Origin of the sequence: Spirochaeta thermophila DSM 6578, from assembly GCF_000184345.1 — a bacterium.
Classification (GTDB): Bacteria; Spirochaetota; Spirochaetia; order Winmispirales; family Winmispiraceae; genus Winmispira; species Winmispira thermophila.
Genome location: NC_017583.1, coordinates 1394393 through 1414778, shown reverse-complemented (window position 1 = coordinate 1414778; position 20386 = coordinate 1394393). Strand labels below are relative to the sequence as shown.

Sequence of the window (20386 nt, the reverse complement as noted above, 5' to 3'; positions counted from 1 at the left end):
GTCAGCCCTTTCCTCGTCCCGCGCGGTGAGCGGCCGCTGCAATGAGCAGGCCGAGCGACCCGAGTAGGAGGAAAGCGCTCACACTGTAGAAGGCGAAGCCGATCCGGATCCCCCACGCCTCTGATATGGCAGACATGACGAACGGGAAGACGAACGAGCCCACACCGCCTCCTGTGGTGGCGAATCCCACGGCATCACCCTGCCAGCGCGCGAGTGCGGTACCCACGAGCGAGACCGTGGTGGGGAAGATCACCGCAGCGCCGAGGCCCGAGGCGAGCACCAGGACGACCAGGAGGAGAGGGGAGGGGAGCACCATCCCCAGAAGGGCCGTGAGGGCCACGGCCGCGGCAAAGAGCACGGCACTCCCCAGAAGTACGCGACGCTGCCGTGTCGGTGTGAGCACCAGGGGCGCGAGGAACCTGCCTGCAAGAAGTCCCACCCAGAACGTGGAGACCAGAAACACCGCGTACCGTTCCGGTATCCTGAACACCTGCACCCCGTACTCCGCCACCCAGTTGGATACCCCCAACTCCGCCCCTACGTAGAGACACAGGGTGAGGAAGCCAAGCCAGTAGACCGGCTCGCGAATGAGGGCCTCCCGTGGGTGGATGTCGTGGTCGGCACGCGGAATGTCGAACCTGGAGGGATTGAGCCGCTCCATCACCATCCACAGGACCAGAAAGAGCACCGCCATGCCCCGGTACACCAGGTTCCAGGGGATCCCGGCCTGAAGCAGGGCGCCAGTTGCCACGGGACCGAGGATCGCCCCTATGGCGAAGGCCGCGTGCAGCACGTTCATCGCCCTCCCGGACCCGTCCTTCTCGAGCTGGAGCATGGTGAGGTTCGCTCCTATCTCCACCGCACCGAACCCCAGCGACATGAGCGCGTTCACGAACACGTTCACCCACATGGACGGCCACCTCGCGAAGAGGAGGAGCCCCCCTGCTGCGAGGACGAACCCCCCTCTGAAGAGCCGGGAAAGTCCCACCGTGGAGGCGATCCTGCCCGCGAAAAAGGTGGCGATGAAGAAGCTCACCGACCCTGCACCCATCACCAGGCCGCTCTCCAGATAGCTCCAGCCGAAGGTCCTGATGAGGAGGGGGAGTGTGGCCCCGAAGAGAGTGAGGGCTATCCCCATCATGAGCATCACGCCGAAAAGACCCGCAAACAGCCGATTATCCATCACACCACGCATACGGGGAGTATGGCACAACGACGCACGTCTGTCATCAATGTCTAAGAGGCAAGCTTGATCCATATCCAGTTTGGAACTATCATGGACAAAGCAGGAGGCGTTGATGATTACTCGGGTGGAAGTCCGGCACTATAAGTGTCTGAAGAGAGTAGATGTGCGACTCCATCCGTTCAACATCCTCATAGGCCCTAATGCGAGTGGCAAGAGTTCTTTACTCGATGTATTTCAGTTTCTCCAAGAATCATTGGAAGATGATGTGGATAAGGCCGTTACCCGAAGAACCTCTTCCTTCGAAGATCTTGTATGGAAACAGGGAGAAAGCAAAGAGGGATTTGAGATTGGACTCGAAGCCGAGGTTCCCCAAGAGCTTCATAGAAATGGATACACAAAACTCCGTTATGAGGTTGCTGTTGGACTTTCTGAAGAGAGAGAGGTAGTCGTCCACTCCGAGAATCTCTGGCTCCTCTCAAAAGGGACAGGACGTCGCTCCTCCTTTCAAAAGAACACCGAAAAGGAGGCGGAGCTTTTTATCCCTGAGATTTTTGAGCTCCAGGATACGCATATCCTGCATAATGGACATACTCCAGAGGGATACCGCCTGGTGATCAGAAAAAAGCATTGGAATAGCAATAATTATTTCAAATCAGAGTCTACAAAATGGAACATAGCTTTTCGGCTTTCCCCAAAGCGACTCTCCCTTTCAGGGATTCCAGAAGACAAAGAGCGTTTCCCTATAGCCCTTTGGTTTAGAGATATGCTACGAGAAGGTATACAAATACTACGCCTGAATAGTCTCTCGATGCGGAGGTCTTCTCCTATCGATGCACCTCTCTCCTTTCAATCGGATGGTTCCAATCTCCCTGTGATGGTGGAAAAACTTCAGAAAGAGTATCGAGAGCGGTATGAATGGTGGGTAGACCATGTGAAGACCACGCTTCAAGATCTCGAAGGGATCGAGGTGAGAGAACGGCCTGAGGACAGGTCTCGTTATATTGTAGCAAAATATTCGAATGGCAGTGTGATCCCCGCTTGGATGCTTTCCGACGGTACGTTGCGAATGCTTGCCCTCACTCTACTTGCCTACCTTCCTCCGAAAGAAAGAATAGTGCTTGTAGAAGAACCAGAAAACGGCATGCATCCAAAGGCCATCCACTCCGTATATCAGGCTTTGAGCTCAGTGTACAAGGGTCAGATTCTCGTTGCTACACACTCGCCTTTGTTCATGGCCCTTGCTGAGCCCAAAGACCTCCTCATATTTTCGAAGACTTCTTCAGGGGCCACCGTGATAGTCCGCGGTGATGATCATCCTGCACTCAAAGATTGGAGGAAGCAGGACTCTCTCGACGTTCTTTTTGCCTCAGGAGTGTTGGGGTGATGCGGGTAGATCTTGTAGTGCTGGTGGCTGATAAAGACATGGAAGTTGCCATACGGAGACTCCTCCAATGTCGAGCCGATTCATTGAAAATCCGGGGGAACATCACATTTGCGGTGCATACCCATCCTCAGAGAGATCCGGGTGTTCTGAATGATGGGGTGAATTTTCTGAGAAACTTCGTGGGAAAGTGTAGTCATGCTTTGGTACTTTTCGACCGGGAGGGGTGTGGGAGAGAGCACCTTTCGGCCGAAAGATTAGAAGAGGAGATGGAGGCCCAGCTACACCGCAACGGTTGGAGCCGCGAGAGTGTCTCAGTGATCGTCCTTGACCCTGAGCTTGAGATATGGGTATGGAGTGGTTCATCTCATGTGAGTAAGGTAATAGGCCTCTCCGAACAAGAGCTTGACAGTCTTCTCAAGGAGGTTCCATGCAATGCTCTGAAGAAACCTTTACGTCCCAAAGAGGCGCTTAAGGAGGCTTTACGCAGAAGTACCCGTCCTTTCTCTTCCAGCATCTTTGACAGCTTGGCAAAAGACGTAAGCCTCACAAAATGTCAGGATCGGGCCTTCAAAAAATTTAAGGCAACACTCCGAAGATGGTTCCCGCCTCAAGATCTTGCATAGAGAGCTGGTAATTCCCTATTATACCGTATGGAGTTGTTCAGCCCTGAGGGACTTGCATCCGCCCGGCTTTTCTTCGTGGGCATAAAGGGCACGGGAATGACCGCCCTCGCCGAGCTGTTCTCGGCAGCAGGGGCTGTGATAGAAGGATCGGACGTCGACGATACCTTCTACACCGACGAGATCCTTGCCTCACTGGGAATTCGGGTACACGACTTTTCCCACCACCACCTCCACGCCCCCTGGCACGCCGTCGTCCACTCCGCCGCCTACCCCCCCACCCACCCCCAGCTCGCCGAAGCCCGCCGCCTCGGCATCCCCTGCTACCCCTACCCCCATGCCCTCGGCGCCTACTCCCGCCACTTCCGCTCCGCGGGCATCGCAGGCGTGCACGGCAAGACCAGCACCACCGCCCTCACCGGCACCCTCCTCCGCGCCCTCTCCCTCCCCGCCGCCACGCTCACCGGCAGCGCCGTCCCCCTCTGGGGAGGCCGCGCCACCCTCACACACCCTTCTCCCCGCTACTTCGTGGCCGAAACCTGTGAGTACCGCCGCCACTTCCTGCACTTCAACCCCACCTGGATCGTCCTCACCAGCGTGGAGGAAGACCACCTGGACTACTATCCCACCTATGAGGACATCTTCGCCGCCTTTCTGGAATACGCCCACCTCCTCCCCCCTGACGGCGCCCTCATCTACTGCGCCGACCAGCCCGGCGCCGTCCAGGCGGCCCGCACCCTTGCCGCCGAGCGCCCCGACCTGGCCCTCATCCCCTACGGCCGGACTGCACCCGGCCCCTTCCGCATCACAGATATCAGCCAGCACCCCGGCGCCCAGACCGCACGACTCGCAGCCGGCCTCTCCTTCACGCTCCACGTACCCGGCGCCCACATGCTCCTCAATGCCACCGCCGCCCTCGCCCTCACCGCCCTCATCGCGCAGGACGCAGGCCTTGCCCCCTCGCCCGAAGCCTTTCTCTCAGATCACGCTGGGCCCCTCTGTGCAGCTCTTGCCTCGTATACCGGCACCCGGAGGCGGAGCGAGGTGGTGGGCCAGGCAGGGGGCATCATCTTCATAGACGACTACGGCCATCACCCCACCGCCATCCGCGCCACTCTTGAAGGCTACCGGACCTTTTACCCCGGCAGACGCATCATCCTCGACTTCATGTCCCACACCTACTCGCGCACCGCAGCCCTCCTTCACGAGTTCGCCAGGTCCTTCGAGCCAGCCGACATCGTCATACTCCACAAAATTTACGCCTCTGCGCGGGAGACCTCTGGTGCTGTCACCGGAGAAGACCTCTACCGGGCTGCCTCGGCCATGCATCCCTTTGTGTACTATACACATGAAGTGATGGATGCCTTTGACCTCTGCACCCGTATCCTGCGACCGGGAGACCTCTTCATCACCATGGGCGCAGGCGACAACTGGAAACTCGGCCGCGCCCTCTACCAGCACTACGCCAACAAGGAAGGAGCACCCACATGCGAAGCATGACAGGCTACGCCTACCGCGAACACACCACGGACGAGTGGAACCTGTCTATAGAGCTCAAAGGCTACAACAACCGATTTCTCGAACTCTACGTGAACATCCCCTCATACGTGAGCCCCCTTGAACCCCGCATCAGGGAACGCCTCACCGCAGAGATCTCCCGGGGCAAAGTAGAGTGCTACCTGAGGATGCGTGAGTACCGGGAACAGGTGGAGATCCACCTCGACGAAGCCGCGGTGGACGCCTATGTGGAGGCCCTCAACCGGCTCAAGAAGCGCGCCAAGGTAAAAGGATCCATCCGCCTCGAACACCTTCTCGGCCTCAACGGCCTCATCAAAGTGGAGAAGCTCCAGGACCCGGAGCGTTACTGGCAGGCCGTTTCCCCACTTCTGGACGCCGCTATTGCCGACTTCAAAGCCACCCGCGAACGCGAAGGCCAGAAGACCAAAGAGCACATCGAGCAACTCCTCAGAGAGATCGAAGAAGCCTTTCAGGTGGTGAAGGCACACGCCGGAGAGATGGAAGCCTATCTCAAGGCTCAGCTGGAGCAACGGATGAGAGAACTCGTCGGTGAAGGAATAGATGAGCAGCGCCTTCTCACCGAGCTCGCCGTCCTCCTCACGCGCTTCTCTATTGATGAAGAGATCGTGCGCCTCGACGCCCACCTCTCACACTTCAGAGAGCTCTTTGACACCCAGGGCCCTGTGGGAAAGAAGATGGACTTCCTTTGTCAGGAGATGCACAGGGAGGTGAACACCATAGGTTCCAAGACTCCCCTCGTGGTGATAAGCCAAGCGGTGGTCCGCATGAAGGACGCCGTCGAAAACATCCGCGAGCAGGTTCGAAACATAGAGTGAGGGAGACCATGATCGTTGCCATCTCCGGAAAGAGCGGATGCGGAAACTCCACCGTGAGCCGCATGGTGGCCGAACGCCTCGGCCTCCGTTGGATCAACTACACCTTCCGTAACATCTCACAGGAACAGGGCGTGCCCTTCGAGCAGATCCTCAAAGAGGCCCAGGAGAGCCCCAGGTGGGACCTCTACCTCGACGAACGCCAGAAGAACCTCCTCCAAGAGGGAACCTGTGTGTTGGGTTCCCGTCTCGCCATCTGGCTCGCCCCACCGGAGGCTTTCAAGGTGTACCTCTACGCCCCACTCGAGGTGCGAGCCCGGCGCATCCAGAAGCGAGAAGGCGGCAGGTTCGAAGAGATACTCGAGGAGACCCGGGAACGTGACAGAAGGGACGCCGGACGCTACCTCGCCCTCTACGGCATCGACATAGACCGGTACGAAGAGGTCGCCGACCTGGTGATCGACACCACCGAACTCACCCCGGAGGAGATCACGGAGCGGATCGTCGCTGGTGTACAGAAAGGGGCTTAGCCTCGACTTTACATACCGGCACGGTTTTTGCTAATATTATACGTGACGAAAGGAGCCGGCTATGATACTCCCTCTCGAAGAACTCATCAATTTTGATGGTAATGTGTACGAACTCACGGTGGCGGTGGTAAAGCGCGCAGATCAGCTCGCCAAGCTGAAAGACAAGGAAGTACAGGAAGCAAAGTTCAAGATCGTGTCCCTTGCCCTCAGGCAGGTGCTCACCCACAAGGTGCAATACCAGCTCGAAGACCTCTCTGCATGAAGAGGCCCCGTATCCCCGTGGTGGTCCTTCTGGGCCCCACGGGGGTGGGAAAGACCGACCTTCTGGCAGATCTCCTTCCCGGTGCCATAGAGGTGGTGAGCGCCGATGCCTTTCAGGTGTATCGGGGCATGGACATCGGCACCGCCAAGCCCTCTCCCGAGCTCAGGAAACGCGTATCCCACCATCTCATCGATATCCGTGATCCACACGAACAGTACACTGTGGGCGATTTCGTGAAGGAAGCCGATGCGGTCATCCCGGAAATCGTTCGTCGAGGGAAGCTCCCCGTGGTGAGCGGAGGCACTGCCTACTACCTCCGCCACTTCCTCTTCGGCCTGCCTGCCACCCCGCCGGTGGACGAGGAGGCGAGGAGCCGCGTCGCTGCGTTCATGGAAGAGGCAGGCATCGAGCGCGCCTACGAACGCCTCAAAGAGGTCGACCCTCTCTCCGCCTCCCGCATCTCACCTCAGGATGGGTATCGCATCTCCCGCGCTCTTGAGGTGTGGGAGCAGACCGGCCGTCCTCTCTCCAGCTTTCCGATGATGCAGGGACCTCGGCAGGAGTACGACGTGCTCCTCGTGGGGCTCTCCCGTGCGCGCGAAGAGCTCCGGGAGCGGATCGAGCGACGTGTGTGGCGGATGTTCGAAGAGGGCCTTGCCGACGAGGTGGCCCGTCTCCGTGCCCGAGGCTACACCGCAGAGACTCCTGGCATGCGCGCCATAGGATATCGAGAGTTCTTCGACCATGAAGGTGCACCCCTCGAGGAGATCGCCGCCGCCATCGTGCTCCATACCCGCCAGTTCGCCAAACGACAGCTCACCTTCTTCCGGTCTTTTCCCGGAGTGCACTGGTTCTCTGCAGGTGAGCCCGAAGAGCTCTCCCGGCTCGTCCACCTGGTGGAAAAATTCTCCTCGATCCGGATGGGGTGAAGATCCTTGTTCCGTGTGTGCCTCCATATCGTCTTCCTGAACAACGTGGAAAGGCGGATCGTCACCTGGTATCCCGCAACGAGGCCGCCTTGTGGGGGCCCCATCTCAGAACGCCCCCTCGTCCACCGGCGTTTCCCGGAAGCACAACTTCTTCCCCTCGAACCCGTTTCCAGGTCGGATATTCTCTTTTTCCCTGCAGTGGGAGCATTCGTAGTTCTCCGTGAGGAGACCCCGTGGTCGAGATGGGGCTCGGAAGTGGATCCGGTTTCCCGGGTTCACTCCGACCTGAACCGGTACAGGTATCCCACGGCACCGTGTGGCACTACGGGCGTGTGTCCGAGGTTCCCCACCTCATCCCTCCACGGGTGGAGGAGGCCCAGTTCCAGGAAGAGCCCTCTGTAAACGAGGCTGTACGAGAGGCCGGTCGCCCAGTAACGATACCGTGCCCCCGGATCCTCGCCTGTCACCTGGCTTGTGGTGAGGTTGATACTGTGATGGAACATGGGGGTGTCGGAAAGGGTATATCCCAGGCTCAAGGTGAGCTGATGACAGTTACTCCCCCAGTACATGCCGGAGGCACGGATCCCTACCGGGCCCCACCAGAGGCCCAGCGTGAGATTCACGAGACAGCCGGAGAGGACGAGACCGATTTCAGGATACACGGGAGGCGTTTCTGTGGCTGAGAGGGGCTGGATGCCTCCTAGTAGCACGCACAACCCCAGCACGGTATTGACGATCGCAACTCCTGGAGAGACTCTCTGTCCCATCATGCCCCCTTCCCCTCTCCGATCCGGGTATTCACTCCGGCGAGCCCGGGACTGAAGTGGATCTCCGGGGATGACGGGGCTCTTCAGTGTATCACGTACACCCATGATATCAGAAGTGGTGTCGTGCAACAACGGATGTTCAGTTGCGGGGGGGCGATCCGATGGGGATTATACTATAAGTCGTTTCCGCTATTGGGGTTCCATGCCTTTACGGTGTGGGGAGTGGACTGCCCGTGTTCAGTTCCCGATGGTGGCTGCGGGGGATGTGTCGCTGCTCGGGGGCTTTTTTACATGTATCCTGTGTCCATGGTTTCCATCGGTTCAGGGGCATACAGGCGGGTAGTGTTAACCATTTGTGTAGCCTGGTTGACGAACCCCTCCACGTATCGCATCATCGGGGCATGGAACGACTCTTCAGGGCGATAGGTGACCATGTGGAGGCGGGTGAGAGCCTGCCCGACGAGTATGCCCTTAGGGTGCTGGAGGTGCCGGCCTCGCGGCTTCCCGAGCTCTTCGTGCACACCAATCGACTGAGGCTCGCACGTTTCGGCCACAGGGTGCACCTCTGTTCCATCATGAACGCGCGGAGCGGGGCCTGCACCGAGGACTGTGCCTTCTGTGCTCAGTCGGCCCACCACCGCACGGAGGTGGAGGTGTATCCCCTCAGGCGTGCGGGGGTGATTCAGGAACAGTATCGGGAGGCGGCACGACGGCTTCCCGTACGGCACTTCGGGGTGGTGACGAGCGGGGAGCGCCTCTCGGACGAGGAGCTCGAAGAGGTGGCAGAGGCCCTCTCGGTGAAGGAAGGGGTGCGCTGGTGTGCCTCGCTCGGGGCCCTGTCGAAGGCGGCGCTCCTCAGGCTGAAGGAGGCGGGGCTCACACGGTTCCACCACAATCTCGAGACCGCTCCCTCGTTCTTTCCCAGGATCTGTTCGACGCACTCGTTCGAGGAGCGTCTTGCCACGGTACGGGCGGCGAAGGCGGTGGGATTGGAGGTGTGCAGTGGGGGGATCTTCGGGATGGGGGAGTCGCCCGAGGAGCGGGTAGCCTTTGCCCGCATCCTCTACGAAGAGCGGGTCGATTCGGTACCGCTCAACTTTCTCATCCCCGTTCCGGGGACAAGGCTCGGCGGGATGAAGGCCATGGAGCCGGTGGAGATCCTGCGCTGCATCGCGATGGTGCGCCTCGTCCATCCTGCGGCTGAGCTCAAGGTGTGTGCGGGCCGGCTCCTCCTGGGGGATCTGCAGTCCATGATCTTCTACGCCGGGGCGACGGGGATGATGGTGGGTGATCTGCTCACCGTGGCCGGGCGGGAGGTGGAGAAGGACCTGAGGATGCTCGAGGCATTGGGGTGTGAGGTCGTGAGAGAGGTGGGGGGAGAAAGAGTCGGAGGGATGAGGTGAAGGCCCTCCTTCTAGGGGCGGTCGGGGTAGGTGTGGTGGGGGGCATGGTGCTCGTGGGAGTGGTCTTGGGTCTCCCGAGTCCCTTTCTCTCGGGTGCGATGATGGGGTTGGGGGTGATGGTGGCCGGGTGTGTGGGGTACCGGCTGTGGAAGGGGAGGGCGTTCAGGGGATGGCGGGGGATGGGGGCCGATCTGGTGCATGTGGGGGTCGTGGTGGTTTTAGTGGGTGGAGTGGTATGGGCGGTAGGGGAGAGGGGCGGGGTGGTGTGGGTGGGTGAGGAGGAAGGGTTCGCGGTGGAGGGTGAGGAGGTGACGGTGGAAGAGGTGGTGGGGGTGGGAGGTGAGGCGCAGGGCGTGCGGATGCGTCTGGGCAAAGGGGAAGGCCGGGTGAGTCTGAACAGACCTCTGAGGATGGGGGTGTGGTGGGTCTTTCTGGGAGATTTGAAGGAAGAGCGACTCGTCCTCAGGGTGCAGGATAGGTATCATGTGCTGTACCCCGGACAGGGGGCGCCGGTGGGGGGGCTGGAGGTGTGGTTCGAAGGGGCGGGGAGGCTGAGAGTTGGAGAGGAGTGGAGGGTGGTGCGTGCCGGTGAGCGGCTGGGGGATGTGGAGGTGGTGGGGGTACAAAAGGGGCGGTTCGTGGGGCTGGTGGTACGGAGGGTGCAGGGGGTGTGGGTGGTGATGGGGGGGTTGGTGGCAGTGGGGGCGGGGGTGGTGGTGCTCGGGATTCCCGGAAGGAGGCGCACATGACACGTATACTGATGATCGCGGGGTGGGGGGTGCTCCTCGCCTCGATGGTGGCCGTGGGCCTCGGCCGCCTTCGGGGGAAGGCGGGGAGGGTGGGGCGCTGGGGCGCGGGCTTCTCCCTCTCCCTCCTCCTCCTCGCCTGGGGCTATGAATCCGTGCGTACGGGCCTACCCGCCTTCCTCTCCCTCTTCCACCTCCTCCTCTTCCTCTCTATGGGGCTCATTGCCGCCTGGCTCCTCCTCCGTAGTTCTGAACCACTTCTCCTCTTCCTCGGGTGGGCCCTCGCCTCCCTCGCCCTCTCCCCCATGGCCCCTCCTCCTTCTTCCGCTCGGCCCATCCTCCTCTCCGCGTGGTTGGTCCTCCATGTAGTCACCACTGCGGTGGGCGAGGTACTCCTTTTTGTGGGCGCAGTCCTCTCGCTCCGGCGCTCCTCCTCAGACACCACGGCATCGACTATGGAGGGACTTCTCCGAGCGGGCTATGGCCTCTTCACTCTCGGGGCGCTCGTCTTCGGCGCGGTATGGGCTTTCTTCGCCTGGGGACGCTTCTGGGGGTGGGATCCAAAGGAGACCTGGTCGCTCATCGTCTGGCTCTGGTACACCGCCTACCTCCACCTCCCGGCCTCGCTCCGCCGACGCACCCCCTTTCGCCTCATGCCCCTGGTGGGTGCCCTCCTGCTCCTCTTCACCCTCGTGGGCGTGCCTTTCCTCTTCAGAGGTCTGCACTCCTACTGATCTGGCCCCCCATTCCCTTGAGGTGGTGGGTAGGGGAAAAACAGGTAGTCACGGAAGACTCCTCTGGGATTACCGTCCCCGTAGGGATGCGGTTCGTTTGCATTCTCGTGGCAGCTCTCGCAAAAGGCATCGGGTATCACCATCACCTCTTCGCCCGATTGCACGAGCCATACCCATCCTCCGCGGCTCCTCGGATCGTGGGGAACCTTTATCATCACGGTGAACATGTCCGGCTCCTGCTCCGGACTGGTGGGCCGCTGCCGGTAGACCTCCTTCACCACCATGGTCCCCTCAGGGTACACGTACGAACCGTCGATCCCCCGTTGAGGGTTCTCCCCCTCCGGACTTATGTAGATCCTCCGATAGGCGGTCCCGTGTCCGGGAATGGGGTAGTCGAGTTCCACCGTGGTGGTTCGTTTCCACGAGCGATACCCCTCCGTTACCCGATAGGCGGGCGCACCCTTTCCGCATCCCGTGATCACCGAGAGAACGAGAAGTACGGCTGCGAACACGCCCGTGAGGGACATCTCACGTCTCTGCATCGTCTCCTCCTCTCAGGCCTACGAGCATGTACACCTTCTGATCTTCCTCCTTGCCCTTCACCGAGAGACGGTAGGGGCCTTCCACTACGGCTTCCTCGACAAGGAGTTGGTGGAAGGCATCGGAGATCACCACCTTGCCCGGAGGCGCCACATCGCAGAGCCTCGATGCCAGGTTCACGCTGTCGCCTATCACCGTGAAATCGGCCCTGTCGGCGCTCCCTATCTTCCCCAGTATCACCTCCCCGGAGTGGATCCCTATCCCCACCGAAAGGCCCGCCACCTGATCCTTCCTCTCCTCGATCACGCGCTGGATGTCGAGGGCGGCGCGGGCCGCCCGCACCGGGGCATCGGATCCCTGGAAGAAGGCGAAGACCTCGTCGCCCACGTACTTGTCGATGTCGCCCTCGTGGGCATGGATGATCGATGTCTGGAGGGACAGGAGTTCGTTGAGCGCATGCACCACCCGGGCGGGATCCTCCCTGTCGGCGAACGAGGTGAATCCCCGCACGTCGGAGAAGAGGAGCACCATCGTGGTGCGGATCCCTTCCTCGCTCGCGTCCTGTACCGCCCGTATGGTACTCCTGGAGACGAACTTCGAGAGCTCGAAGCGTTCGTAGAGGCCCTTTACCATGGTGTTCACCGTCTCCCCGAGGAGCCCGATCTCGTCCCGTGGGCGAAGATCCACCCGAACGTGGAAGTTCCCGTTGGTGACGGCGGCGCACACCTCGCCGATCTTCTTCACCGGCTCGAGGACCGATCGCCTGAGGAAGAAGGTAAGGGCCCACCCCAGGATGATCACGATGGTGAGGAAGGCGCTCCCTGCGAAGATCACGTTCGCCCGCTGCGTCTGCACCGAGGAAGTGATGTCGTCCTGTATCTCGACGATCCCACGGACGGTGTGGTCTTCTCCGTGGCAGACCGTACACTTGGGGAGGTTGATGAGAGGGGAGTAGACCGTGAGGTATGCCCGGCCCCCCTCCTCGTCCTGCACCTGAACGGGATGGGGGTAGGGCGAACCGATGCGGGCGAGGAGATCGCCGGAGAGAGGGGGCACTCCCACGAACGCCCGTGGGCTCGAAGGTGAGAACCGCTGGCCGCCCAGACGCGTGTTCACCTGAAGAAGGGTGGTGGTGTCACTGAAGGCCGGGGTGCCGTCGGACCGGAAGAGGCGGATTCTCGTGCCCGGCTGGTCCTCCGAAATGTCCATGAAGTAGTTCACCGCGAGGGGCGCCTCCCCCGGCATCATGAAGTTCTCTATGGCGTTGTAGAGGAGTTCGCTCTGTGTCACAAGGCTCTCGGCCGTGGTCTCGCGTATGAGGTTCACGATGTTGGTGGTGAAGATCCCTACGATGAGCCCGATTCCCACGATGAGCGATCCCGATATGAGGAGGGTCACCTTCCTGGTGATGGGAACGATGCCTTTCATATTCGAAGCATACCCCCGCCCTGATCGTATGTCAAGAAAATTTTATAATATAAATAAATATCAGATATGACCGATTGGAATGGGGGGTGCTCACATTCGAGAGCGGAATGCCTCGTATGGTTCACGCCTGGGAAAAATCTGGTCGTGTGTCGACGCGATGGGGTGTACGCGATCCGATCGCCAGGAGTCTCCTCGTCGATAATAAATAGTTTTTTATCCATATAACCTCTTGACTTTTTTCTCCTCACCTCTAAATATGATAGTATCACCTCATCACAACAGGAGCGACCCATGGAATCAGTGATTCAGGAGCTCATCGAATCGCTCAAAAGGGACGGTGTGGAGGCCGGAGAGAAGAGGGCCCAGGAGATCGTCCGGAGCGCCGAGATAAAGGCCGAGCAGATCATAGAGAAGGCGAAAGAACAGGCGAGGTCCATGAGGGAAGAGGCGGAGCGGGCCGCGGCTCAGTTCCGACAGAGCGCGGAGGAGGCCATCCGCCAGGCGGGAAGGGACGTCATCCTCTCCGTGCAGCGCGAACTCGAACGCCTCTTCTCTCATGTACTGGAAGAGATGGCGAAGGAGTCCTATTCCGGTAAGGCCCTCGAAGAGGCCGTCGTGGCCGTGGTGAACAGTTGGGACAAGGATACGGTGGGCGATGTGGTCCTTCAGCTCCCCGAGGACGTGGAGGAGCAGGTCCTCTCCTCGCTCAAGCGTCGTGTCGCCGAGAAGGTGGCCGCCGGTCTCGAGATACGGCCGGTGAAAGGTCTCGACAGGGGGTTCCGCATCCAGCTCAAGGACGGGTCGGCCTACTATGACTTCACCGCAGAGGGGATCGCCGAGGTCCTTGCCGCGTATCTCAATCCCAAGGTGGCTTCCCTCCTCAAAGAAGCGGTGAAATGAAGGGGCGAGACGTGGCACGATACTACTATTTCTGCGCCTCCCTCCCCCTCCTCCAGTTCGAAGGTGAGCCCCCTTTTTCGGAGACCCAGTTCCTCGTCCTCGCCGCTCAGCACCTCACACCCGAGGACCGTGCGGTCCTGCTCGCCGCTCTCGACGAAAGGGAGGAGACGGACCACCCTCTCGTCCTCAGGATCAGGGAATGGATGAAGGGGGTGCACAACAACCTCGCCCTCCTTCGTGGGCAGAGGCTCGGGGTGAACGGCCTTTCCTGGACACGAGGCATGGTCGACGGGTACTACGCCGAACGGGTGAAATCCGTCTTCCAGCACGAAAGTCCCACGGGTAAGCAGGACGCGTACGACAGGATGGTCTGGGAGTTCCTCGAGGAGTGCGGGACAGGGCATGCCTTCGATCTCGAGAGTCTCATTGTATACGCTCTCAAACTCCGGCTTCTTGCGGCTCGAGCAGAGAGGACCGAGGAGCGGGGGAGCGACATCTTCGACAGGGTCTTCCAGCACCTGAGGACCCAGGACATAGTGGAAAAACTACCCTTTGGAGAGAGACAATGATTACAGGAAGAGTCGTGGGCGTCAACGGAAACATGGTGCGCGTGGAGGTGGACGGCAACGTCCGCATGAACGAGGTGGCGTACGTGTGTGTGGAGGACAAGAAACTCAAGTCCGAGGTCATCCGGATCAGGGGGAAGCACGCCGAGCTCCAGGTCTTCGAGATCACCAGGGGGATCGGCGTGGGAGACCTGGTGGAGTTCACGGGGGAACTCCTCTCCGTAAAGCTCGGACCCGGCCTCCTCGCCCAGATCTACGACGGGCTCCAGAACCCCCTTCCCGAACTCGCCCAGAAGTGCGGGTTCTTCCTCGAGCGGGGGGTGTATGTGGATCCCCTCGATCCCGAGAAGCGGTGGGCATTCACCCCTGTGGCGAAGCCGGGAGATGTGGTGACCGGGGGGGATACCCTCGGTACGGTGCCCGAGGGCATCTTCCAGCATCGGATCATGGTCCCCTTCAATATGAGGGAGCAGTACACCGTCAGACGGGTGGTGCCTGCCGGCGACTACACGGTGAACGACGTGGTGGCCGAGGTGGAAGACCCGCAGGGCGAGGTGTACCCCCTCACGATGTCGTTCTACTGGCCGGTGAAGGTACCCATCACTGCCTATGTGGAACGTCTCCAGCCCACTGAACCCATGGTGACCAAGATCCGCATCATCGACACCTTCTTCCCCGTGGCGCGCGGTGGTACCTACTGTATTCCCGGGCCGTTCGGAGCAGGGAAGACGGTCCTCCAGCAGATCACCAGCCGGAACGCCGAGGTCGATATCGTGATCATCGCGGCCTGCGGCGAGCGGGCGGGCGAGGTCGTGGAGACCCTGCGGGAGTTTCCAGAACTCATCGATCCGCGTACCGGACGAACCCTCATGGAGCGCACCGTGATCGTGTGCAACACCAGCTCCATGCCGGTGGCGGCCAGGGAGGCCTCGGTGTACACCGCGGTCACGCTCGCCGAGTACTACCGGCAGATGGGGCTCAACTGTCTGCTCCTCGCGGACTCCACCTCGCGCTGGGCGCAGGCCATGCGCGAGATGTCGGGCAGGCTCGAGGAGATCCCGGGAGAGGAGGCCTTCCCCGCCTATCTCGAGTCGGTGATCGCGAGCTTCTACGAGCGGGCGGGGGTCGTCCGGCTCAAGGACGGTTCCCTCGGTTCGGTGACCATCGGGGGCACGGTGAGCCCGGCGGGAGGGAACTTCGAAGAGCCGGTGACACAGGCCACCCTCAAGGTCGTGGGGGCCTTCCACGGTCTCTCGCGGGAGCGCTCCGATGCCCGTAAGTATCCTGCGATTCATCCCCTCGAGAGCTGGAGCAAGTACCGGGGGGTGACCGATCCGGCGAAGACCGAGTATGCGCGCAAGGTCCTCTTCGACGGGAACGAGGTGGCCCAGATGATGAAGGTGGTGGGTGAGGAGGGAACCACGCTCGAAGACTTCGTCACCTATCTCAAGGCGGAGTTCCTGGACAACGTCTACCTCCAGCAGGACGCCTTCGATCCTGTGGACGCGGCGGTGGGCGTGGAACGGCAACGCCACACCTTCGACATCGTCTTCGACATCCTGAGCGCCCTCTATTCCTTCACTTCCAAGGAGGAGGCGCGCAGGTTCTTCGCGTTGCTCACGCAGAAGTTCAAGGACTACAACACCTCCGAGTGGGATTCGGCCGATTTCAGGAGGCTCGAGAGCGAGATACGGGCCATGGTGGAAGAGAAGACGACGGGCAGGGACGAGGAGGCGGAATACATCCTTTCCAGAAAGGTGGAGAGCCATGCGTAAGATATACAGCAGGATAGAGTCCATAGCCGGGAACGTGATCACGGTGCGGGCGCAGGGCGTGCGGTACGGGCATCTCGCCGAGGTGGTCTCACGGCAAGGAAAGACCCTGGCCGAGGTGATCCGCCTCGATGGGGATCTCGTGGCCCTCCAGGTGTACGGAGGGACGCGGGGGATATCGACCGGCGACGAGGTGCGGTTCCTGGGGCACCCCATGCAGGTCTCCTTCTCCGACAACCTGTTGGGGCGGATCTTCGACGGGAGCGGGAGGCCTCGGGACAACGGCCCCGACCTCGTGGACGAGCTCATCGAGATCGGCGGGCCTTCGGTCAACCCGGCCAAGCGTATCATTCCCCGTAACATGATCCGCACGGGTATCCCCATGATCGACGTCTTCAACACACTGGTGGAGTCCCAGAAGCTTCCCATCTTCTCGGTCTCCGGGGAACCGTACAACCAGCTCCTCGCCCGTATCGCGCTTCAGGCCGAGGCGGACGTGATCATACTGGGGGGTATCGGCCTCAAGTACGACGACTACCTCTTCTTCAGGAACACGCTCGAAGAGGGCGGAGCCCTCTCCCGGACGATCTTCTTCGTGCACACCGCCTCGGACCCCGTGGTGGAGGCCCTGTTGGTGCCGGATATCTCGCTCGCAGTGGCGGAGCGGTTCGCCCTGAAGGGAAGACGGGTGCTCGTGCTCCTCACCGACATGACCAACTTCGCGGACGCCCTCAAGGAGATCGCCATCACCATGGAGCAGGTGCCGTCCAACCGTGGATACCCGGGTGACCTCTACAGTCAGCTCGCGGCCCGCTACGAGAAGGCGGTCGACTTCGAGGGGGCTGGTTCGATCACCATCCTCGCGGTCACCACCATGCCGGGCGACGACGTGACCCACCCGATTCCCGACAACACAGGTTACATCACCGAGGGTCAGTTCTACCTGAGGAACGGGCGTATCGAGCCCTTCGGTTCGCTCTCGAGGCTCAAGCAGCTCGTGAACAAGAACACACGGGAGGACCACAGGGCCATCATGGACGGCATGATCAAACTCTACGCGGCCTACAAGGAGACCCTCGAGAAGAAGGCCATGGGCTTCAGGATGTCGGAGTGGGACAACAAGCTCCTCACCTACGGCCAGTTGTTCGAGAGGGAACTCATGGACCTCTCGGTGAATATTCCGCTCGAGAAGGCCCTCGACAAGGGGTGGCAGATCCTGGCGGAGTGTTTCACTCCCGAGGAGACGGGACTCCGGTCCGATCTCGTCCGTACGTTCTGGCCGAAGAAACAAGAGGTGGCGCATGGCCAAGATCAAGCTCACCAAGAATGAGCTCAAGCGTCAGAAGGACGCCCTCAAGCGCTACGAACGCTACCTGCCGACGCTTCAGCTCAAGAAGCAACAGCTGCAACTGGTGATCACCCAGGTGGAGGCGCGGGTTGCGGAGGCCTGGGACAGGAAACAGTCACTTCTGGAAGGGGTGAGAGCCTGGCGTCGTCTCTTCGGAGAGGACGTGCGTCTCGAGAACCTGGTGAAGGTGAGGGAGGTTCGTACCGGAGAGACGAACATCGCGGGGGTGGATATACCCACCTTCGAGGGGGTCGACTGGGAGCCCCCCGCCTACGACCTGTACGCCCTCCCCGTGTGGGTGGACGATGCGGTGCTCTTCCTCAGGGAGCTCCTCGCGGTGGAGGCGGAGATCATGGTGCTGGAGGAGCAAAAGCGCAGGCTCTCGGAGGAACTGCGGATCACCAGTCAGAGGGTGAACCTCTTCGAGAAGGTGAAGATCCCCGAGACCCGGGATCACATCCGCAGGATCACCATCTATCTGGGGGATCAGCAGACCGCGGCGGTGGTGCGCGGCAAGATCGCGAAGAAGAAGCTGGAGGCCAGAGCATGATCGTACCGATGACGAAGGTGTTCCTGGTGATGAAGGCCTCCGAGGCGCGGGAAGCCCTCGCGGCGCTCCGTCGTTTCGGCGCGGTCCACGTCCACGTACAGGACCGCGAGACGGACGAGGTGGAGGCGCGGCGCAGGGAGCTGGAGCGGTGCGAACGGGCGTTGGGTGTGCTGGCCGAGTATCGCACGCAGAGGAAGGGGCGGAGCGGGAGCCGGCTCGGCAAGGAGGAAGCCTGCAGCCTGGTGGATCGCGTCCTCTCCCTCGCCGAGGAGCGACGGAGGCTCGAGGAGGAAGCGGCGGGGCTCTCTTCCCGTCTCGAGGAGCTCGGGCCGTGGGGCGATGTCTCGGACGAGGACATCGCCTTCCTCCGTGAACACGGCGTCTATGTGGAGCTCTGTTTCATGACAGGGGAACAGCGTGCGCGCCTCGGGAAGGATCCGGTGTGCGTGGAGGTGGGGATGCGGGGGGGGAGACGGATGTGCGTAGTGGTGGGGAGAGGGGAGGAGCCGGCGCTGCCCGAGGGAGTGGAGGTGGTGAGGATCCCGAAGGGAGGGCTTGCCGGCGTGCGACGGGCCCTCATGAGGGTGAGGGAGCGTGTGAGAGAGGTGGAGGAGGCGCTCCTCGACGCTGCAGGATCGTACGAGGAGCTCGTCCGGATGAGAGACGAGGTGGTGCGGCCTGCGTGGGAATTCGAGCGGGTGGCTGCGTCGCTCGAGGGAGAGGGACCGCTCGTGTGGCTCACGGGTTTCTTGCCCGAACGGGAGAAGGCCCGACTCGCCGACTATGCGAGGAAACAGGCCTGGGGTGCGCTCTTCCTCGACCCGGATGAGGACGATCCCGTCCCCACCTTGGTGGAGAACCCCAGGGCGATACGGATCATCAGACCGCTCTTCGACTTCCTCGACATCGTACCCGGCTACCGGGAGTTCGACATCAGCTTCGTTTTCCTCGCCTTTCTCTCGGTCTTCTTCGCCATGATCGTGGGGGACGCCGGATACGGGCTCATCTTCCTCGCCAGTTCCCTCTACATTCTCCGGCGCGAGTACCGCCTCACCGGAAAGGTGACCGATGCGGGAGTGCTCATCGCCTGGATGAGTCTCTGTACCGTGGTGTGGGGGGCGCTCACCGGGACGTGGTTCGGCTACGAAGGGTTCGCCCGCACGGCGCCCTTCTCGTGGTTCGTGGTGGAGGGGATCTCCTCATGGGAGCCCGAGGCCACCCAGACCGTACAGCTTCTGAGCTTCGGACTGGGGTTGGTGCACCTCTCGATCGCCCATCTGTGGCGGTTCGTGAGGGAGATCCGCGAGGGAATGGTGCTCCGTTCCTTCTCGCAGCTGGGATGGCTCTCCATCATCTGGGGGCTCTTCAACGTGGTTCTCAACCTTGTAGTGGATGCCGCACGGTATCCCATACTCCCGGTCTCGGTGTACGGGATAGCGACCGGGCTCCTCCTGGTGGTGCTCTTCGGCAGCCAGGAAGGGGACGGCTTCTTCAAGGGTCTCGGACGAGGATTCGCCGGACTCTTCACCACCGTTCTGGATGTGATCGGGTCGTTCGGGGATCTCATCTCCTATATCAGGCTCTTCGCCGTGGGACTCGCCACGGTCGCCCTCGCCGAGGCCTTCAACACCATGGCACTCGGCGCAGGAGGGAGCGTGGTGGGAATCCTGATCGCAGGGATCATCCTTCTCATAGGACACGGTCTCAATCTGGTGATGTCCGCCCTCTCCGTGGTGGTACACGGCGTGAGGCTCAACCTCCTGGAGTTCGCGGGTCATCTCGGCATGGAATGGACGGGGATTCACTATACCCCGTTTAAGGAGCCCACCACTCCTGCAGACGATGCGGGGGATGAGGGAACATATAAGGACACAACAATCCGAGAAAGGAGTGCAGTATGAACTGGGGACTCATAGGAATCGGCGGGGCGCTCGCACTCGCTGCGGCAGGTTCTGCGATCGGTATCGGAACGGCGGGTATGGCCGCCATAGGCGCGTGGAAAAAGTGCTATGCCCAGAACAAGCCGGCGCCCTTCATGCTCATCGCCTTCACGGGCGCGCCTCTCACCCAGACCCTCTACGGGTTCATCCTCATGAACAGCCTCCGAGACAAGCTCGGGACCATGGATCCGGGGCTGCTTCTCGGTCTCGGTGTGCTTGGAGGTCTCGCCATGGGCTACTCGGCGGCCTTCCAGGGAAAGGCCGGTGCTGCCGCCGCGGATGCACTGGCCGAGACAGGTAAGGGAACCGCCCAGTACCTCATCGTCCTGGGAATCGTGGAAACCGTGGCGGTGTTCGTGCTGGTTTTCATGATGGGTGTGACCGGTTGAGGAGAGTCGATCTCCTCGGGATGGACTCGCCCTGCAGTGAA

Annotated in this window: 21 protein-coding genes; 17 read left to right on the top strand and 4 right to left on the bottom strand. The window is 61.1% G+C overall.

Going from position 1 to position 20386, the window contains the following annotated elements; all coding sequences use genetic code 11:
- Window position 1: 1 nt before the first annotated feature.
- Window positions 2-1183, bottom strand: a complete 1182-nt coding sequence (locus tag SPITH_RS06440; protein ID WP_169311811.1) for an MFS transporter — start codon at window positions 1181-1183, stop codon at window positions 2-4.
- Window positions 1184-1298: 115 nt separating this feature from the next.
- Between SPITH_RS06440 and mads3 the strand changes: the two genes are divergently transcribed.
- The 7 genes from mads3 (at window position 1299) to miaA (ending at window position 7262) form a co-directional block, all read left to right on the top strand.
- Window positions 1299-2570, top strand: coding sequence for a methylation-associated defense system AAA family ATPase MAD3 (gene mads3, locus SPITH_RS06435; RefSeq protein ID WP_014624872.1), 1272 nt, complete (start codon window positions 1299-1301; stop codon window positions 2568-2570).
- Window positions 2570-3193 carry a methylation-associated defense system protein MAD4 gene (mads4, locus tag SPITH_RS06430; RefSeq protein WP_014624871.1) on the top strand — a complete coding sequence of 208 codons (624 nt, stop codon included), beginning with the start codon at window positions 2570-2572 and terminating at the stop codon, window positions 3191-3193. Before mads3 ends, mads4 begins: the two co-directional genes overlap by 1 nt.
- A 27-nt stretch (window positions 3194-3220) precedes the next feature.
- Complete coding sequence (gene murC / locus SPITH_RS06425) at window positions 3221-4690, top strand: UDP-N-acetylmuramate--L-alanine ligase (RefSeq protein ID WP_014624870.1); 1470 nt, start codon at window positions 3221-3223, stop codon at window positions 4688-4690.
- A complete protein-coding gene (locus SPITH_RS06420) occupies window positions 4678-5544 on the top strand; it encodes a YicC/YloC family endoribonuclease (RefSeq protein ID WP_014624869.1) in 867 nt (288 codons plus the stop codon). Before murC ends, SPITH_RS06420 begins: the two co-directional genes overlap by 13 nt.
- Before the next feature lie 8 nt (window positions 5545-5552).
- Window positions 5553-6071 carry a (d)CMP kinase gene (gene cmk, locus SPITH_RS06415; RefSeq protein WP_014624868.1) on the top strand — a complete coding sequence of 173 codons (519 nt, stop codon included), beginning with the start codon at window positions 5553-5555 and terminating at the stop codon, window positions 6069-6071.
- Between the two features lie 61 nt (window positions 6072-6132).
- Window positions 6133-6333, top strand: coding sequence for a DNA-directed RNA polymerase subunit omega (locus tag SPITH_RS06410; RefSeq protein ID WP_014624867.1), 201 nt, complete (start codon window positions 6133-6135; stop codon window positions 6331-6333).
- Entirely contained in the window at window positions 6330-7262 is a 933-nt protein-coding gene (miaA, locus tag SPITH_RS06405; protein WP_014624866.1) for a tRNA (adenosine(37)-N6)-dimethylallyltransferase MiaA, read from the top strand. The genes SPITH_RS06410 and miaA overlap by 4 nt, the downstream gene beginning before the upstream one ends.
- Window positions 7263-7537: 275 nt before the next feature.
- Here miaA and SPITH_RS06400 read toward each other — a convergent pair whose 3' ends face one another.
- Window positions 7538-8029, bottom strand: a complete 492-nt coding sequence (locus SPITH_RS06400; protein WP_014624865.1) for a hypothetical protein — start codon at window positions 8027-8029, stop codon at window positions 7538-7540.
- 401 nt (window positions 8030-8430) lie between these two features.
- Here SPITH_RS06400 and bioB point away from each other — a divergent pair, with 401 nt between their 5' ends.
- The 3 genes from bioB to SPITH_RS06385 are packed head-to-tail and all read left to right on the top strand — an operon-like array spanning window position 8431 to window position 10912.
- Window positions 8431-9432: a biotin synthase BioB gene (gene bioB, locus SPITH_RS06395; protein WP_014624864.1), complete on the top strand. Its 1002-nt coding sequence runs from the start codon at window positions 8431-8433 to the stop codon at window positions 9430-9432.
- Window positions 9429-10181 carry a hypothetical protein gene (locus SPITH_RS06390; protein ID WP_014624863.1) on the top strand — a complete coding sequence of 251 codons (753 nt, stop codon included), beginning with the start codon at window positions 9429-9431 and terminating at the stop codon, window positions 10179-10181. Before bioB ends, SPITH_RS06390 begins: the two co-directional genes overlap by 4 nt.
- Window positions 10178-10912: a cytochrome c biogenesis protein gene (locus tag SPITH_RS06385; protein ID WP_014624862.1), complete on the top strand. Its 735-nt coding sequence runs from the start codon at window positions 10178-10180 to the stop codon at window positions 10910-10912. The genes SPITH_RS06390 and SPITH_RS06385 overlap by 4 nt, the downstream gene beginning before the upstream one ends.
- Here the strand turns inward: SPITH_RS06385 and SPITH_RS06380 are convergent.
- Window positions 10906-11454, bottom strand: a complete 549-nt coding sequence (locus tag SPITH_RS06380) for a cytochrome P460 family protein (RefSeq protein ID WP_014624861.1) — start codon at window positions 11452-11454, stop codon at window positions 10906-10908. The two genes, SPITH_RS06385 and SPITH_RS06380, sit on opposite strands and share 7 nt — an antisense overlap.
- Window positions 11441-12880: an adenylate/guanylate cyclase domain-containing protein gene (locus SPITH_RS06375; RefSeq protein WP_014624860.1), complete on the bottom strand. Its 1440-nt coding sequence runs from the start codon at window positions 12878-12880 to the stop codon at window positions 11441-11443. Before SPITH_RS06375 ends, SPITH_RS06380 begins: the two co-directional genes overlap by 14 nt.
- 291 nt (window positions 12881-13171) lie before the next feature.
- Here SPITH_RS06375 and SPITH_RS06365 point away from each other — a divergent pair, with 291 nt between their 5' ends.
- From SPITH_RS06365 to SPITH_RS06335, 7 genes are read left to right on the top strand one after another with little or no spacing between them, the layout of a single operon-like run.
- A complete protein-coding gene (locus SPITH_RS06365) occupies window positions 13172-13780 on the top strand; it encodes an ATP synthase subunit E (protein ID WP_014624859.1) in 609 nt (202 codons plus the stop codon).
- Window positions 13777-14349, top strand: a complete 573-nt coding sequence (locus SPITH_RS06360; protein WP_014624858.1) for a DUF2764 family protein — start codon at window positions 13777-13779, stop codon at window positions 14347-14349. The genes SPITH_RS06365 and SPITH_RS06360 overlap by 4 nt, the downstream gene beginning before the upstream one ends.
- Window positions 14346-16121 carry a V-type ATP synthase subunit A gene (locus SPITH_RS06355; RefSeq protein WP_014624857.1) on the top strand — a complete coding sequence of 592 codons (1776 nt, stop codon included), beginning with the start codon at window positions 14346-14348 and terminating at the stop codon, window positions 16119-16121. The genes SPITH_RS06360 and SPITH_RS06355 overlap by 4 nt, the downstream gene beginning before the upstream one ends.
- Window positions 16114-17448, top strand: a complete 1335-nt coding sequence (locus SPITH_RS06350; RefSeq protein WP_014624856.1) for a V-type ATP synthase subunit B — start codon at window positions 16114-16116, stop codon at window positions 17446-17448. Before SPITH_RS06355 ends, SPITH_RS06350 begins: the two co-directional genes overlap by 8 nt.
- Window positions 17420-18016, top strand: a complete 597-nt coding sequence (locus SPITH_RS06345; protein WP_014624855.1) for a V-type ATP synthase subunit D — start codon at window positions 17420-17422, stop codon at window positions 18014-18016. The genes SPITH_RS06350 and SPITH_RS06345 overlap by 29 nt, the downstream gene beginning before the upstream one ends.
- Complete coding sequence (locus SPITH_RS06340) at window positions 18013-19917, top strand: V-type ATP synthase subunit I (protein WP_014624854.1); 1905 nt, start codon at window positions 18013-18015, stop codon at window positions 19915-19917. Before SPITH_RS06345 ends, SPITH_RS06340 begins: the two co-directional genes overlap by 4 nt.
- The gene (locus SPITH_RS06335; RefSeq protein WP_014624853.1) at window positions 19914-20345 is read left to right on the top strand and encodes an ATP synthase subunit K; all 432 of its coding nucleotides are present in this window, start codon (window positions 19914-19916) and stop codon (window positions 20343-20345) included. Before SPITH_RS06340 ends, SPITH_RS06335 begins: the two co-directional genes overlap by 4 nt.
- Window positions 20346-20386 lie beyond the last annotated feature (41 nt).

Bases quoted from the DNA above. Each gene is read 5' to 3' on its own strand.
- SPITH_RS06440 (WP_169311811.1), bottom strand. From the start codon at position 1,183: ATGGATAATCGGCTGTTTGCGGGTCTTTTCGGCGTGATGCTCATGATG.
- mads3 (WP_014624872.1), top strand. From the start codon at position 1,299: ATGATTACTCGGGTGGAAGTCCGGCACTATAAGTGTCTGAAGAGAGTA.
- mads4 (WP_014624871.1), top strand. From the start codon at position 2,570: ATGCGGGTAGATCTTGTAGTGCTGGTGGCTGATAAAGACATGGAAGTT.
- murC (WP_014624870.1), top strand. From the start codon at position 3,221: ATGGAGTTGTTCAGCCCTGAGGGACTTGCATCCGCCCGGCTTTTCTTC.
- SPITH_RS06420 (WP_014624869.1), top strand. From the start codon at position 4,678: ATGCGAAGCATGACAGGCTACGCCTACCGCGAACACACCACGGACGAG.
- cmk (WP_014624868.1), top strand. From the start codon at position 5,553: ATGATCGTTGCCATCTCCGGAAAGAGCGGATGCGGAAACTCCACCGTG.
- SPITH_RS06410 (WP_014624867.1), top strand. From the start codon at position 6,133: ATGATACTCCCTCTCGAAGAACTCATCAATTTTGATGGTAATGTGTAC.
- miaA (WP_014624866.1), top strand. From the start codon at position 6,330: ATGAAGAGGCCCCGTATCCCCGTGGTGGTCCTTCTGGGCCCCACGGGG.
- SPITH_RS06400 (WP_014624865.1), bottom strand. From the start codon at position 8,029: ATGGGACAGAGAGTCTCTCCAGGAGTTGCGATCGTCAATACCGTGCTG.
- bioB (WP_014624864.1), top strand. From the start codon at position 8,431: ATGGAACGACTCTTCAGGGCGATAGGTGACCATGTGGAGGCGGGTGAG.
- SPITH_RS06385 (WP_014624862.1), top strand. From the start codon at position 10,178: ATGACACGTATACTGATGATCGCGGGGTGGGGGGTGCTCCTCGCCTCG.
- SPITH_RS06380 (WP_014624861.1), bottom strand. From the start codon at position 11,454: ATGCAGAGACGTGAGATGTCCCTCACGGGCGTGTTCGCAGCCGTACTT.
- SPITH_RS06375 (WP_014624860.1), bottom strand. From the start codon at position 12,880: ATGAAAGGCATCGTTCCCATCACCAGGAAGGTGACCCTCCTCATATCG.
- SPITH_RS06365 (WP_014624859.1), top strand. From the start codon at position 13,172: ATGGAATCAGTGATTCAGGAGCTCATCGAATCGCTCAAAAGGGACGGT.
- SPITH_RS06360 (WP_014624858.1), top strand. From the start codon at position 13,777: ATGAAGGGGCGAGACGTGGCACGATACTACTATTTCTGCGCCTCCCTC.
- SPITH_RS06355 (WP_014624857.1), top strand. From the start codon at position 14,346: ATGATTACAGGAAGAGTCGTGGGCGTCAACGGAAACATGGTGCGCGTG.
- SPITH_RS06350 (WP_014624856.1), top strand. From the start codon at position 16,114: ATGCGTAAGATATACAGCAGGATAGAGTCCATAGCCGGGAACGTGATC.
- SPITH_RS06345 (WP_014624855.1), top strand. From the start codon at position 17,420: ATGGCCAAGATCAAGCTCACCAAGAATGAGCTCAAGCGTCAGAAGGAC.
- SPITH_RS06340 (WP_014624854.1), top strand. From the start codon at position 18,013: ATGATCGTACCGATGACGAAGGTGTTCCTGGTGATGAAGGCCTCCGAG.
- SPITH_RS06335 (WP_014624853.1), top strand. From the start codon at position 19,914: ATGAACTGGGGACTCATAGGAATCGGCGGGGCGCTCGCACTCGCTGCG.